Annotated in this window: 13 protein-coding genes and 1 pseudogene; 7 read left to right on the top strand and 7 right to left on the bottom strand. The window is 70.0% G+C overall.

Annotated elements, in window-relative coordinates; genetic code table 11:
• Positions 1–97: 97 nt before the first annotated feature.
• Positions 98–1,564 carry an NAD(P)/FAD-dependent oxidoreductase gene (locus tag ABZV91_RS09750; RefSeq protein ID WP_355238112.1) on the top strand — a complete coding sequence of 489 codons (1,467 nt, stop codon included), beginning with the start codon at positions 98–100 and terminating at the stop codon, positions 1,562–1,564.
• Between the two features lie 98 nt (positions 1,565–1,662).
• On the top strand, positions 1,663–2,745 hold the full coding sequence (zapE, locus tag ABZV91_RS09745; RefSeq protein WP_355238109.1) for a cell division protein ZapE: 1,083 nt from the start codon (positions 1,663–1,665) through the stop codon (positions 2,743–2,745).
• On the opposite strand, the gene ABZV91_RS09740 is transcribed toward zapE, so the two are convergent.
• The 3 genes and pseudogenes from ABZV91_RS09740 to ABZV91_RS09730 form a co-directional block, all read right to left on the bottom strand.
• On the bottom strand, positions 2,739–3,095 hold the full coding sequence (locus ABZV91_RS09740) for a hypothetical protein (RefSeq protein ID WP_355238262.1): 357 nt from the start codon (positions 3,093–3,095) through the stop codon (positions 2,739–2,741). The genes zapE and ABZV91_RS09740 overlap by 7 nt on opposite strands.
• Before the next feature lie 61 nt (positions 3,096–3,156).
• A pseudogene (locus tag ABZV91_RS09735) lies at positions 3,157–3,264 on the bottom strand (hypothetical protein); the annotation flags it as partial.
• Positions 3,261–3,764, bottom strand: coding sequence for a hypothetical protein (locus tag ABZV91_RS09730; RefSeq protein WP_355238106.1), 504 nt, complete (start codon positions 3,762–3,764; stop codon positions 3,261–3,263). The gene ABZV91_RS09730 and the pseudogene ABZV91_RS09735, both read right to left, overlap by 4 nt.
• Before the next feature lie 89 nt (positions 3,765–3,853).
• On the opposite strand from ABZV91_RS09730, the gene ABZV91_RS09725 reads away from it, so the two are divergent.
• Positions 3,854–5,005, top strand: a complete 1,152-nt coding sequence (locus ABZV91_RS09725; RefSeq protein ID WP_355238103.1) for an NERD domain-containing protein — start codon at positions 3,854–3,856, stop codon at positions 5,003–5,005.
• Between the two features lie 107 nt (positions 5,006–5,112).
• On the opposite strand, the gene ABZV91_RS09720 is transcribed toward ABZV91_RS09725, so the two are convergent.
• Entirely contained in the window at positions 5,113–5,628 is a 516-nt protein-coding gene (locus tag ABZV91_RS09720) for an MmpS family transport accessory protein (RefSeq protein WP_355238100.1), read from the bottom strand.
• A gap of 264 nt (positions 5,629–5,892) precedes the next feature.
• On the opposite strand from ABZV91_RS09720, the gene ABZV91_RS09715 reads away from it, so the two are divergent.
• Positions 5,893–8,061, top strand: a complete 2,169-nt coding sequence (locus ABZV91_RS09715; RefSeq protein WP_355238097.1) for an elongation factor G-like protein EF-G2 — start codon at positions 5,893–5,895, stop codon at positions 8,059–8,061.
• Positions 8,062–8,359: 298 nt separating this feature from the next.
• Here ABZV91_RS09715 and ABZV91_RS09710 read toward each other — a convergent pair whose 3' ends face one another.
• Positions 8,360–9,682 (bottom strand): RNA polymerase sigma factor, encoded by a 1,323-nt coding sequence (locus ABZV91_RS09710; protein WP_355238094.1) that lies wholly within the window; start codon positions 9,680–9,682, stop codon positions 8,360–8,362.
• A 9-nt stretch (positions 9,683–9,691) separates the two neighbouring features.
• Positions 9,692–10,111: a YciI family protein gene (locus ABZV91_RS09705; protein ID WP_355238091.1), complete on the bottom strand. Its 420-nt coding sequence runs from the start codon at positions 10,109–10,111 to the stop codon at positions 9,692–9,694.
• Between the two features lie 356 nt (positions 10,112–10,467).
• Between ABZV91_RS09705 and ABZV91_RS09700 the strand changes: the two genes are divergently transcribed.
• Entirely contained in the window at positions 10,468–10,836 is a 369-nt protein-coding gene (locus tag ABZV91_RS09700) for a hypothetical protein (RefSeq protein WP_355238249.1), read from the top strand.
• Positions 10,837–10,935: 99 nt separating this feature from the next.
• On the top strand, positions 10,936–12,180 hold the full coding sequence (locus ABZV91_RS09695) for a cation:proton antiporter (protein ID WP_355238088.1): 1,245 nt from the start codon (positions 10,936–10,938) through the stop codon (positions 12,178–12,180).
• Here the strand turns inward: ABZV91_RS09695 and ABZV91_RS09690 are convergent.
• Complete coding sequence (locus ABZV91_RS09690) at positions 12,131–13,015, bottom strand: alpha/beta hydrolase (protein ID WP_355238085.1); 885 nt, start codon at positions 13,013–13,015, stop codon at positions 12,131–12,133. The two genes, ABZV91_RS09695 and ABZV91_RS09690, sit on opposite strands and share 50 nt — an antisense overlap.
• Before the next feature lie 53 nt (positions 13,016–13,068).
• Between ABZV91_RS09690 and ABZV91_RS09685 the strand changes: the two genes are divergently transcribed.
• On the top strand, positions 13,069–13,683 hold the full coding sequence (locus tag ABZV91_RS09685; RefSeq protein WP_355238082.1) for a TetR/AcrR family transcriptional regulator: 615 nt from the start codon (positions 13,069–13,071) through the stop codon (positions 13,681–13,683).
• Positions 13,684–13,794 lie beyond the last annotated feature (111 nt).

Here is a 13,794-nt window from a genome sequence, read left to right as displayed (position 1 = left end):
GCGGTGCCGACGGGGAAACGTTTGACCGGAAGTGCCGATCCGGAGCACCGGGACCGTCCTAGAGTGAGGAAGACCACAGCGGCGACAGGAGTGGGGTATGAGTGCGCGACGCCCGGTTTCGATAGTGATCATCGGTGCCGGATTCGGTGGTATCGGCGTGGCGATCGAGTTGTACCGGCACGGGTTCGACGACATCACCATCCTCGAGAAAGCCGAGGATCTCGGCGGCGTGTGGCGGGAGAACACCTATCCCGGCGCGGCCTGTGATGTGCCGTCCCCGCTGTACTCGTACTCCTTCGAGCAGAAGCCCGATTGGCCGCAGCGCTACTCCGGCCAGGCCGCCATCCACGACTATCTGCGCGATGTGACCCGCCGGCACGGCCTGCTCGACCGGATCGAGTTCGGCGTCGAGGTCACCGACGCGGTATTCGACGAACAGGCCGGCAGTTGGACAGTGCACACCGCCGACGGCGGCCGGCGGACCGCGCAGGTGCTGATCCCCGCGGTCGGGCAGCTGTCGCGCCCCCGGCTACCCGCCATCCCGGGCGTCGAGAGTTTCGCCGGTCCCGCCTTCCATTCGGCTCTGTGGGATCACGAGGTCGACCTCACCGGGAAACGGGTGGCCTGTATCGGCACCGGGGCCAGTGCCATCCAGTACGTTCCGCGGATCCAGCCGGTGGTCGAGCAGCTGACCCTGTTCCAGCGCACCGCGGCCTGGGTGCTGCCCAAGTTCGATACCGACTACTCCCCGATCCAGCACAAACTCTTCGCCAAGATCCCGGGCATGCTGCTGGTGGAGCGGCTCGGCTGGTGGCTGGCCGCCGAGATCTCCTCGCTGGGGCTGGTGGAACTGCCGATCATCGGCCGGCTCGTCTCGCGGGTGGCCATCCGGAACCTGACGAGGAATGTGGACGATCCCGGCCTGCGGGCCGCCCTCACCCCCGACTATCCGATCGCCTGTAAACGCGTCCTGTTCTCCAGCGACTACTATCCGGCGCTCACCCGGCCCAATGTGGACGTGACGACCTCGGATATCACCGAGATCACCCCGCAGGGGGTGCGGACCGCCGACGGCATCCTGCACGAAGCCGATGTGATCATCTACGGCACCGGGTTCAAGGGCACCGAGTTCCTGTGGCCGATGCGTATCACCGGACGCCACGGACGCGAGCTGGCCGAGGTCTGGTCCGCGGGGGCACACGCCTACTACGGGATCACGGTGCCCGAATTTCCCAATCTGTTCATGGTTTACGGACCCAATACGAATCTGGGCGTCGGGTCGATCATCTACATGATCGAATCGCAGTCCCGCTACATCCGGCAGGCGGTCGAACTGCTCGCCGGCACACCCGGACATGTCCTCGAGGTGCGCGCCGACACCGAACGGGCGTTCAACGACGCGCTGCAGAAACGCCTCGAACGCACCCCGTGGAACTTCTGTTCCAGCTGGTACCGCAACGCCGCGGGCAAGATCACCAACAATTGGCCGGGCACGGTCACCCGATACCGCCGCCGTGTCCGCAGACTCGACCCACGGGATTTCACGCTGACACCCGCCGCCTGACATCCCACCGCGCGATCATCCTCACATGTGCTCCTGATCTCTGGGCTCACCGGCGTCGTCCTGCCAGGCTGGCCTCCGGAGTCGAGGAGGTGGCGAGGGTGGCCGGAACACCACACGGTTGGACACCGGAGGTTTTCCGGGTGGCCGCCCGGACCGCGGGTTTCGATATGGACGCGTCCCAGGACGCGGCCGCCGCCCGGCTGGTGCGGCTCGGCGACGAGATATCGCGCCGCCGTCCGCTCTTCGGCCGCTCGGCACCGCGCGGCGTGTACATCTGGGGACCGGTGGGGCGCGGTAAGAGCTGGCTGGCCGATACCTTCTACGCGGCGGTACCCGTCGCCGGGAAACGGCGGACGCACTTCCACGAGTTCTTCCGCGAATTCCACCGCCGCTACGCCGCCCACCGCCACGAGAAACACGCCGGTGACCGTGCTGTCCGCGAACTCCTCGGCGACTGCCGGCTGGTGTGTTTCGACGAATTCCATGTGCACGACCCCGGTGATGCCACGATCATGGCCAGAGTCGTGCACTCGCTGCTCGGCCAGCGGATCACCCTGGTCGCCACCTCGAACTATCCCCCGACGGGTCTGCTGCCGAACCCGCTGTTCCACCATCTGGTCGAACCACTGGCCGCGACCCTGCACCGCTCGCTGGACATCGTCGAGGTCGCCGGTCCGCGCGACTACCGGCGGGCCCGCCGGCCGGGCACACCCGCCGCGGAGTTCGAGCGCGGCGGCTACCTCTGGCCGGGCACCGGGGACCAGCTGGCGCGCGCCGGTCTGGTGTCGCCGGCGCCTGCCGAACAGCAGCGCGTCCGGCTGGGTGCCCGCGCGGTGACCGCCCGGGCGGTACGCGGCGACGCGGTCTGGTTCGACTTCGCCGATCTCTGCGACGGGCCGTACTCGACCATCGACTACCTGAGTCTGGCCGACCGATTCCGGGACTGGACACTGTCCGGGCTGCCCCCGCTGTCCACCACCGGTCGCGACGCCGCGCAACGTTTCGCCAACCTGGTGGACGTACTGTGCGACCGGGACCGCCGCCTGCACCTCGTCGCCGCCGTGCCGCGCACCGTATGCCTGACCGGAGATCGGCTACCGCCCGATATCCAGCGCACGGCCAGCCGCCTGGCGCTGCTACCCGAGATCGGCACCGCGCCGGCCGCCGTGGCCGATCAGTAGTCCGGAACCAGCCAGAGCTCCTGGGCCGCGGTCGCGCGCAGGAACGCCGCCGGGTGAGCGCGTACCCGTCGTCGCTGTCGGCCCGGCCGAGCCATTCGTCGACCCGCTTCAGCGGTCCCCGCACATCCGGCGGTCCAGATCGCACCGCCCGCGGTGGCGATCTCGTATTCACTGGTGGCGCGAGGGGATTCGGCGAGACCGCGGAACAACCGGCCGATCGCGGCGGAGTGGTCGGAGATACGGCCGGACGCCGTCCCCGCGCCGATCCGGTCGGTACCGGGCACCCGGACGTCGGTGCGGAACTCCTGGCCGAAATCGCGGTCGCCGTCGAGCAACTCGATCTGGCGCACCTCGACACCGGTGGATCGGCAGTATGAAAACTGTCAGGCCCCGGTGTTCGGGCACATCCCAGTCGGTCCGGGTCGGGCACAGCGCCCGGTCGGAGTACCACGCGCCGGTGGTCCAGATCGTGGCGCCGTTGAGAATCCGGTCGTCGCCGTCGCGGACGGCGGTGGTCACCGCGCCCGCGGCATCGGAACCGCCGCCGGGTTCGGAGCGGAACTGCGTCCAGATCTCCTCGCCCGCGGCATGGCCGGGATATGGCGGCGCTTCTGCTCCCCGGTGCCGAAATCCAGCAGCACCGCCGCACACGGCGACAGGTCGGCGCCTGGCACCGGGAGGGATTCGTAGCCGGCCGGTGAACGCCCACTGGTGTGCGGCGGTGGGACCCCGGCCGCCGTATCGGACCGGGATCGCGATACCGGCGAATCCGGCCTCGTGGAATGCCCGCTGGAGCCGCCGGTCGTAGGCGACGCGAGTTCCGCCCGCGCGACCCCGCGCAACCCGGCGGTGGCGTCGGCGCGGTAGGGCCCGAGTACGGGCCGGATCCAGGCCCGCGCCCGCAGGCGGAAATTCTCGACGTCCTCGATCGATTCGAGTACGGCACGAAATGCCGCTCCCGCAATGGCCGGCGCTGTCGACGCAGGTAGGAGGCCCGGCCGTCCGAACGCGCCGGACATGAAGAGTCTCTGTGGCAAAGGGTTTCGTGTCCCGCTGCGCGACTACCGATATCGTGTCCACATCACCGGCGACAGGGAGGGGTATCGGGATGCTCGTCATCGCCGACAAGCTCAGATCGGGCGCGGAGAAACGGGTTGTCGGCTGGCTCCGGAAGTGGGAGGGGGATTATCGGGTTCCCGGAGTCGCCATCACGAACTGCTTCATCTCCGGGCAGGAGGTGGACCTGGTCATCATCACCCCGTACACGACCGTGGTCGGTGAGATCAAAGGTATCGACCCCGAGGTCACCGGTAGCGTCCTGCAGTGCACCACCAACAGCCGCTGGCGGGTTCCGGGTTCCGCGGGCGACCCGGTCAGTGTGCGCGACAACGACACCACCCCCTACGACCAGGTTCGCGACGGGGTGTTCAAATTGAAGGCCGCCGCCGGGCAGGTGGGCGGCAGCGCCTTCATCACCGGTCTCGTGGTCGTGCTCCCACCGCGCGGTTCGACCATGCGGCTCGAGAAGAAGTCGGCACCGCCGCCCGGTTGCGATGTGCTGCTGTGCAATACCCAGAATCCGCTGCGCGCCTGGTTCCACCGCGCCCATCACCGCAGCGCTGTCGTCTGGACCGCGGAGCAGGCCTACGCGGTGATCGAAGCGCTCGAATACGGCGATCGCACCACCATCGCCGAACTGGCCGAGGAGGGGTTCCCGCTCGACTCGAGCCTTCCCGCGATCGAACCGATCCCGCTTCCGCCGTCCGTGCCGGACCCGGCGCCGACCCGCGAATCGGACGGCACGCCGCCGCGGCCCGAGCCGGTCCGGGAATCGGTCCCCGTGCCGCCCGCGGGCAAGCAGGACTGCCCGGCCGAGGCTCCGGCCGATCCCGCTCCGCCGGCGGAGCGACCGACCGCCACACCACCGCCACCGCCACCCGCACCGGAACCACATCCGGTGCCACGGCCGGCCACCGAGCCGCTGCCGGACGCGGACTTCGCCGATCGACGCCGGGGTCACTGGCAGACGGCGGCGGCCTTCGCGGCCATCGCCCTTCTCGGCGGCGGTTTGTGGCTGGTGGCCCGCGGGGGCGAGGCCGACGCCCCCGAGCCCCGGGAAATCGGCGATCAGCGACAGATCAGTTCGGTCGCGGAGGTACCCGCTGCCCCGCCGCGGCCCGCCGCGGGGGTTGCGCCGGTGCCGCCGCGTCCCGCACCGCCGCCGACTCCGGTCTGCTACCCGTTCCAGCCGCGCTGCTGACCCGGCGCCCGAGCCGGGGCCCCGGTCGACTCTCGTTCGCCCGGGTACCGAGCGTTTCGATGCGCCGGACGAGCGAGCCGGTGAGTGACGGCAGCGCCGCTCGCTCGCTAAGTCCCCCCGGCGTTCCCCGAACACCCGGCGGACGCGTACGAACCGGTGGAGGTCTGTTCGGAGACCAGCCGGCCACCGATCAGTATCCGGCAGGTCACCGCACCGCCGCCGGCGTCCTTGACCGCGATCAGCGAGACCATCGTGCCGAAACTCTCGATGAGCACATCCCGCCGCCACGGCAGCGCGGCCGCCGTCTCCCGGGTCATGCCGAGGTCGTGGCCGAGGTAGGTGATCGAGACGTCACCGGCGGTGCCCTCGACCTCGTAGCTCACCGCGACCTCGCGGTCGGAGTTCCCGTCGCCCTGGTCGGCGATGCCCGCCACCATCGCGAGACAGCCCCCGGTCAGACAGAGGACCACCAGCACGATCGCCGCGCCGACCCACGGCCGGCCGGTCCACCTGCGTGCGGACCGAGTGCCGGCGAGCCAGGTCCCGGCGTACAGGTCCTGCCGGTCCGCGGGGGCCGGGGACATCCCGGAGCGGTGCCGGTGCTCGCCGGGCGGATCGATCAATGTGAACTCCTCTGGTCGGGGGGCGCGGCCGGCGCACCACTAGCAGTGGATCACATTCGGACAAATTGATGTTACATAGCTATTTATCCTGTTCAAAGCCCGCTTACCCGGCCACCATGGGCATGTTCTCCCCGCCGCTGGCGAGCGGCCCGGCCGCCCGCGCGGGGTGCCCGAGAAGACCGGCGGGAAGAGACCGTGGACCACGGGCAGCACCGGTGGGAAGCTCGTAGATGACCGCATGCCGAGTGCCGAGGACGGTGAGTCATGGGTGTCAGAGCGAACGGGGTGACGAGGCCGGAGAACATCCGGAACGTGGTGCTCGTCGGAAGTAGCGGATCGGGTAAGACCACCCTGGTGGAGGCGCTGGCGCTGGCCGCCGGCGCGGTGAACCGGGCGGGCCGGGTCGAGGACGGGACCTCGCTCTCGGACTACGACGAGATCGAACAGCGAAAACACCGGTCGGTGCAGTTGTCCGTGGTGCCGGTCCCGTGGCACGGGGTGAAGGTCAATCTCCTCGATACGCCGGGTTACGCGGATTTCGTCGGCGAACTACGCGCCGGGCTGCGGGCGGCCGACGCCGCACTGTTCGTGGTATCGGCGGCCGACGGCGTGGAAGGCGTCAGCGGGGCGACCCGGGCACTGTGGGAGGAATGCGCGAGCGTCGGAATGCCGCGGGCGATCGTGCTGACCCATCTGGACACCGCACGCGCGGATTTCGAGGAGCTGCGCCGCACCTGCCAGGCGCTGCTCGGCGGCGGATCGACGGAGAACGTACTGGCACTGCATCTGCCTGTGTACGGTCCGGCGGGCGCGGACGGGCACCGACCGGCCACCGGCCTGATGGAACTTCTCGAACAGCGCGTGGCCGACTACTCGGGCGCCGAGCGGACCTGGACCGATCCGGCACCCGGTGACCGGGCCCGCGCCGAACAGGCCCGGGAACGGCTCATCGAGGGCATCATCGCCGAAAGCGAGGACGAGACCCTCATGGACCGCTATCTCGGCGGTGAGCCGATCGAGCTCGCCACCCTGGTCACGGACCTGGAGCGCGCGGTGGCCCGGGGTAGCTTCCATCCGGTTCTGTTCGCGGCGCCCCCCGCCGCCAACGGGCGGCAGGGCCTGGGCACGCTCGAGCTGCTCGACCTGATCACCACGGGATTTCCCGGCCCGGCCGAGCATACGGTGCCGGCCCGGCGGCTCGCCGGCGGTTCCACCCCGATCACTCTGCGCTGCGATCCGGCGGCCGATCTGGCCGCCGAGGTGGTCCGGACCTCGTCGGACCCCTATGTCGGAAGGGTCTCCCTGGTCCGCGTCTTCTCCGGCACGCTGCACGCCGACGACACCGTCCACATCTGCGGGCACGGGTCGGGCGCCGAGCACGACGACGACGAACGGATCGGCGGGATCACCGCCCCGTTCGGCCGGGAACAGCGGCCGATGAGCGAGGCGGTGGCCGGTGATATCGCCTATGTGACCAAACTCGGTCACGCCCGCACCGGCGACACTCTCTCCGATACCGGCGATCCCCTGCTCATCGACCCCTGGCCGATGCCGGAACCGCTGCTGCCCACGGCCATCCGCGCGCACGGCAAAACCGACGAGGACAAGCTCCCGCAGGGGCTGGCGCGGCTGGTCGCCGAGGACCCCGCCCTGCGCGTGGAGAACAACGACCGCACCCATCAGCTGGTGCTGTGGTCACTGGGGGAAGCGCAACGCGATGTGGCACTGGAACGGTTGCGCACCCGATTCGGCGTCGAGGTCGATGTGGAGGAGACCCGTGTCCCCCTGCGGGAGACGTTCGCGGAGACAGCCGGCGGGCGCGGACGGCATGTGAAACAGTCCGGCGGACACGGCCAGTACGCGGTGTGTGAGATCCGGGTGGAACCGCTCACCGAAGGGTCGGGCATCGAGTTCGTGGACAAGGTCATCGGCGGCGCGGTGCCGCGGCAGTTCATCACCTCGGTCGAGAAGGGTGTGCGCGCCCAGGCCGAACGGGGGGTGAGCACCGACAATCCGCTGGTCGATGTCCGCGTCACCCTGCTCGACGGCAAAGCGCATTCGGTCGATTCCTCCGACGCCGCCTTCCAGACCGCCGGAGCCCTGGCCCTACGCGACGCGGCGGCGGGGAGCCGGATGGCACTGCTCGAACCCATCGCGCTGGTGGAGGCCCGGGTACCCGACGACGCGCTGGGCGCGGCCCTGACCGACCTGTCGGTGCGCCGCGCCCGGATACTGGGGACCGAACCGGCCGATCCGGGGCGCACGCTGATCCGCGCCCAGGTGCCGGAGTCCGAACTCGTCCGCTACGCCACCGAACTGCGCTCGCTCACCCACGGTGTCGCCCAGTTCACCCGGGAATATCTGCGGCACGACCCGATGCCCGCCCAGCTGGCGGACAAGGTCCGGGAACGGTCGCCCGCGCCCCGGGCCTGAGCGGGGCACGGGCCGGGCCTTGTCGCGTGCGCCGACCGGGCGCCGTCACTGTTCGAGCCTCTCCCGGTCCGCCGCACACGACCGGCCGGCCCTACTCCGGTGCGGCCCGCAGTTCCTCGATCCGCTGCCGCAGCTGTTCGAGGAATTGCTGCGGGCTCGTGCACCCCGCGGGATCGATCGGGGTGCCGGGCGCCACCGGTCCATCACCGCCGTGGAACGTGGGTCGCTGAACCGCGAAAATACTCGGCCCCGGGTGTGGAGAGCCATTCCGGGTTCGGCGTCCACAGCGGCCGATCCGCTACCGGCCACCGGACACCGTCCCCGGCTGCGGGCTACCGGGGTCGAGCGACTCGATCTTGCGTTCGAGCACGGTACGTTCACCCGCGTTGGCGCACCGCGCGACCGCCCGCTCCAGTTCGGCGCGCGCCTCGACGGTCCGGCCCAGCCGGATGAGCAGCTCACCGCGCACCCCGGGCAGCAGATGGGTGGTGGCGAGTTCGCCCGCCGCCTCCAGTTCGTCCACGATCTCGAGGGCTGCCGCCGGTCCCCGCGCCATGGCGACCGCCACCGCGCGGTTCACCTCGACGACCGGCGAAGGTGCCAGGCGGCCCAGCGCTTCATAGAGCAGGACGATCCGATCCCAATCGGTGTCCTCGACCGACGGCGCGACCGCGTGGCACTCGGCGATCGCGGCCTGCAACCCGTAGAAACCCAGTCCGCGCCGGGCCCGTTCGGCGCGGGTCAGCGCGGCCCGCCCGCGGCGGATCGCCGAACGATCCCAGCGCCGGCGATCCTGGTCCTCCAGCAGGACCGGCTCCCCGCCGGGGCCGGTGCGGGCCGGGAAACGGGCCGCGGTCAGCTCCAGCAGCGCCAGCAGGCTGTGCGCCTCGGGCTCCTCCGGAACCAACCGGCTCAGCACACGGGCCAGCCGTTGGGCCTCGGCGGCCAGATCGAACCGGATGAGATCGGTACCGGAGCTGGCCGACGACCCTTCGGTGAAGATCACGTAGATCACCCGCAACACCGAGGCCAGCCGGCCGGAGCGGTCCGCGGCCGGTGGGATCTCGAACGGCACCCGCGCCGCCGCCAGGGTCTTCTTGGCCCGGGTGATCCGCGCCTGGACCGTGGCCGTGGGCACCAGGAAAGCCCGGGCGATCTCGTCGCTGGTGAGGCCGCCGATCACCCGGAGGGTGAGCGCCACCCGCGCCTCCGGGGAGAGCACCGGATGGCAGGAGATGAACATCAGGGCGAGCACATCGTCGTCGATGCGATCCGGATCCCACAGCATCTGCCCGGCTGCTGCCGGGTTCGCCGGGTCGCTGCCCGCGGCGACGCCGCTCTCGCCCAGTTCCCGGGCGAGAGCGGCGTACCGATCGTCGAGGGTGGCGCGCCGGCGGAACCCGTCGACCGCGCGGCGACGGCCGACGGTGAGCAGCCAGCCCGCGGGATTGCGGGGCACGCCGTCACGCGGCCAGGTCACCAGGGCCTCGGCCAGGGCTTCCTGGGCGAGATCCTCGGCCAGGGCGAAATCACCGGTGTAGCGGGCGAGCGCCCCGACGATCCGCGCCGATTCGATCCGCCACACCGCGGCCACCGCCGCCCGGCCCTCGCGCACTGTCATGGCCGCCGGTCAGAGCTGGCCGGTGGCTTCACGCCAGGCGCGTTCCTTCTGGATCCAGACATTGTCCTGGGGAAATTCGTCGATGCTCGGGACCCGGCGGATCTCGGTTTTGAACCCGGCACCCGACATCGGCATCCGTTTGGCCCATTCCACGGCCTCTTCCTTGGACGCGACGTTCAAGATGTAGTAGCCGTTGAACAGTTCCTTGGTCTCGCCGTACGGTCCGTCGGTCACCACCGGATCCGCCGACGAGTAATCCACGACCACTCCTTCGGCGGCGTCCTCGAGACCTTCCGCGGCGAGCAACACCCCCGCCCGGATCAGTTCGTCGTTGAACTTGCCGACCGTCTCGAGCATCTCGGTGAAGTCGATATCGCCCATCGCGGCGAAGGCTTCGTCGGTGGCGCGCATGATCAGCATGTATTTCACGGTCCGGTCTCCTTGTCTCGGGGTCCCTCCTGGACCCTTTCACCCATAGGTCGAACGGGGTACCGCCGGATCGACAAACCGCCGGATATTTCTCGGCGAAAGTCGCGACTCGGTTCCGTTTCATCGTCGAACAGGGTCGAACACGCTGGCCGGTGGCATACTTCTCGAACAGGACAAAGGAATCGAAGTGTGGCGTATGAGGGCGTCACCGGCGATCAGTTCTCGAGGTCCGGTGTGGCCCCTCCCATCCGAAGGGAGTTGTTGTGACCACCGATCCCGCAGCACCGACGTCCGGAAGACCCACGACCACCGGGGCCCATGCGGCATCGACCGCGGACGGTTCCACCAAACAGGCCGTGGCGACCGGCACCTCCATCGCGGCGGCGGCACTGCTGCTCGTCGCCGGCTTCATCACCCTGTTCCAGGGCATTTCCGCGGCCGCCAACGACGATGTATTCGTCGCCGGGCCCAACTATGTCTACGAGCTGGACCTGACCAGCTGGGGCTGGATCCACATCGTGTTCGGCATCCTGCTGATCCTGGCCGGCCTGGCCCTGATGACCGGGGCGCTGTGGGCGCGGATCGTCGGGATCGGCCTGGCCGCCCTGTCCATCATCGCGAACTTCCTGTGGATTCCCTGGTATCCGCTGTGGTCGATCCTGATCATCGCCCTCGATATCGTGATCATCTGGGCCATCGCCACCTGGCGGCCCGAGCGGGTCTGAGCCGCTACCGCCGGCCCGGCGCCACGGCGCGCCGGGCCGGCGGACGCCACAGCCGTGTCGTCGGTGGGCGCTCGGGCCGACCGGTGCGACCATGAACGGATGACGATCTCGGCGGCGCCCGTGGACCCGGAGCCGTCGGCCATCGTCTCGCTGTTCTGGATCGCGTGCGCCGCGGTGACGGCGCCACTGGTGTCCCGGTTGGTACGCGGTCTGATTCCCGATGTGGTCGTGCTGCTGGCGCTGGGCATCGTGCTGGGTCCCTTCGCCGCCGGGCCGGCCGGCACCGCCGGCGGGGTGCAGCTGCTGAGCGAACTCGGGCTCGGCATGCTCTTCCTGCTCGCGGGCTACGAACTGGACACAGGGCTGCTGCGCGGCAGAGCGGGCCGTACCGCGTGGCTGACCTGGCTCGCGGGGCTGGTGCTCGCCCTGCTCATGGTGTGGCTCGCCGCTCCCGCCGCGGGTTTCACCACAGCCGTCGCGGTCGCCATCGCGCTCTCTTCGACCGCCCTGGGCACCCTCCTGCCGATCGTGAAACAGGACGGTGTACTCGACCGTCCGCTGGGCCGCGCGATCCTGGCACACGGCGCGGTGGGCGAGATCGGCCCGGTGCTGGCGATGTCGCTACTGCTGACCGGACACGATGTCCTCGCCTCACTGGCGGTACTGCTGCTGTTCGCCGCCGCCGCGGGCGTGGTGTCGTGGGTGCCGCAACGGATACTGGAACGCCACCCCGGTACCGAACGCGTCGTGGCCGCCCTGACCACCGGCACCAATCAGCTCCCGGTCCGGCTGGTGTTCCTCCTGCTGCTCGTCCTCATGACGGTGGCCGAGGTCTTCGATCTCGACGTCGTGCTGGGGGCCTTCGCCGCGGGCATGATATTGCGCCGCCTGATCGCCGAAACCCATCCGGAGGTACAGCACTCGCTGGAAACCATCGGGTACGGGGTGTTGATACCGATATTCTTCGTCGTCTCCGGTATGGGTATCGACCCGGCGGCCGTGGTGGACGAGCCGGTGCGGTGGATCGTTTTCGTCCTGGCGATCGCCGTCGCCCGAGGCGCCACGGTGTGGCTGAGCGAGCGGTTCGTCCCGCACGGGACGAATCTGGCGTACCCACGCGAGCGGGTGCAGCTCGCCCTCTACGCGGCCACCGGGCTGCCCATCATCGTCGCGGTCACCCAGGTCGCGGCCGGGTCCGGGCTCATCACCGCCGACCTGGCCTCGACCTTGGTCGCGGCGGGTGCCACCACGGTCCTGCTGTTCCCGTTGCTCGCGAAATGGGTACGCGGCCCGGTCACCGCGGTGACGGAGCCGGACAGCGCGGCATCTCCGCGCCGGCCGTGAGCGGGCCGCCGGCCAGGAATTCGGCCATCGCCGCCGCGACGGCCTCGGGCCGGTCCAGCATGGACAGCACATAGGCGTCGGATATCTCGACCAGCCGGGCGCGGGGGATCAGCTCCGCCAGGCGGCGGCCGTGCGCCCGGGGCATGACCTTGCCGGCCGACGACCAGAGGATCAGGGCCTCGCCGGTGAACCGGCACAGCGCCTCGGTGTGCGCGACCAGTTCGCGGGCACGGAACCCGGACCGGGTGTAGGCGAGCAGGTCCCGGCGGATGCGCCGGTCCCGCAGCCCCGGTTCGGTCCAGCCGTGGACGAGTTCGTCCGGCAGCGGCCGGCGTGCCATCCAGCCGAAGAGCGGCGGCAGGCTGCGCAGCCAGGGGATCCGCAGCTGCCGCAGAGCGAGCACGACACCACCGGGCAGTCGGGTCGCGATCATCGACGTCTTGCCCGGCAGGCCCGGCGGGAAGTTGTCGAACGCTTCACACGGCAGCACGATCAGCCGGCCGACCCGGTCGTCCAGGCCGTAGGTGGTGAGGAACAGGGCCCCACCCCAGTCGCTGTGCACCAGGACCACATCGTCGAGGTCCAGGGCGGCGAGGAAATCGGCGACGAGCCGGTTCAGACCGTGCAGGCTCAGATCGGTCCCGGGTTCGAGCGGGATCGGATGCGCGCCCAGCGGTAGGTCGGGCCGGATGTACCGGAATCCGGACGGCAGCAGGTCGAGCACCGCGTCCCACACGGTGTGGTTCATCAGCAGGCCGTGCAGGAGCACCACCGGCGGCCCCTCCCCCTGCTCGACATAGTGAACCCGACCTGCGGAAATCTGTACCGTCGGCATCTGTTCGCCCCTTTCGAGCGATCGCTCTAGAGTGATTGCTCTAGTCTGGAACGGTGACCGAGAAGATGTCAACCAGCACCCGCGAGCGGTTGATCACCGCGACCGTCGAACTGCTGCGCACCCGCGGCTACAGCGGGACCGGCGTCAAACAGATCACGGTCTCGGCGGGTGTGCCGATGGGATCGCTCTACCATCACTTCCCCGGCGGAAAGCCGGAACTCGCCGCCGCCGCACTGAGAGCGGCCGGCGCCGCCTACGGTGAACTGATCCCACTGCTGCTCACGCCCTACCCGGATCTGCGCGACGCCCTCCCGGCGGCCTTCGCCGCGGCGGCCGAGCAGATCGAGCAGACAGGGTGGATCAATATGTGCCCGGTGGGGACGGTCGCCGGGGAGATCGCCGATGCCGAACCCGCGCTCCGGGAGGTTCTCGCGGAGATCATCGACGAGTGGATCACCGGCGGTGCGGCGTATTTCGCCGGACGCGGATTGTCGCCCGATACCGCGCGCGAGCTCGTCCTGGGTATCGTCACCGCACTCGAAGGAGCTTTCGTGCTGAGCCGCACCCTGCGCTCCACCGAACCGCTACTGGCCGCCGGGCGCGCCATGAGCGCGCGGCTCACCGAGCTGCTGACAGCCCCCGGATACATCGGATCGGCGGAACCCTAGCTCCGGTCGCCGGAGGGAACTCGCGTCGTCGCGTCCGACCGCCCGCGCGTCCTCGAAATCGGGCGACCGTCGGGACCCGCCGGGGCCACATCGCACGCGATCGGGGCGATG

The organism is Nocardia sp. NPDC004568 (assembly GCF_040609955.1).
Lineage (GTDB): Bacteria > Actinomycetota > Actinomycetes > Mycobacteriales > Mycobacteriaceae > Nocardia.
The sequence above is the reverse complement of the archived record's forward strand: the minus strand, read 5'-3'. Positions and strand labels throughout refer to the sequence as shown.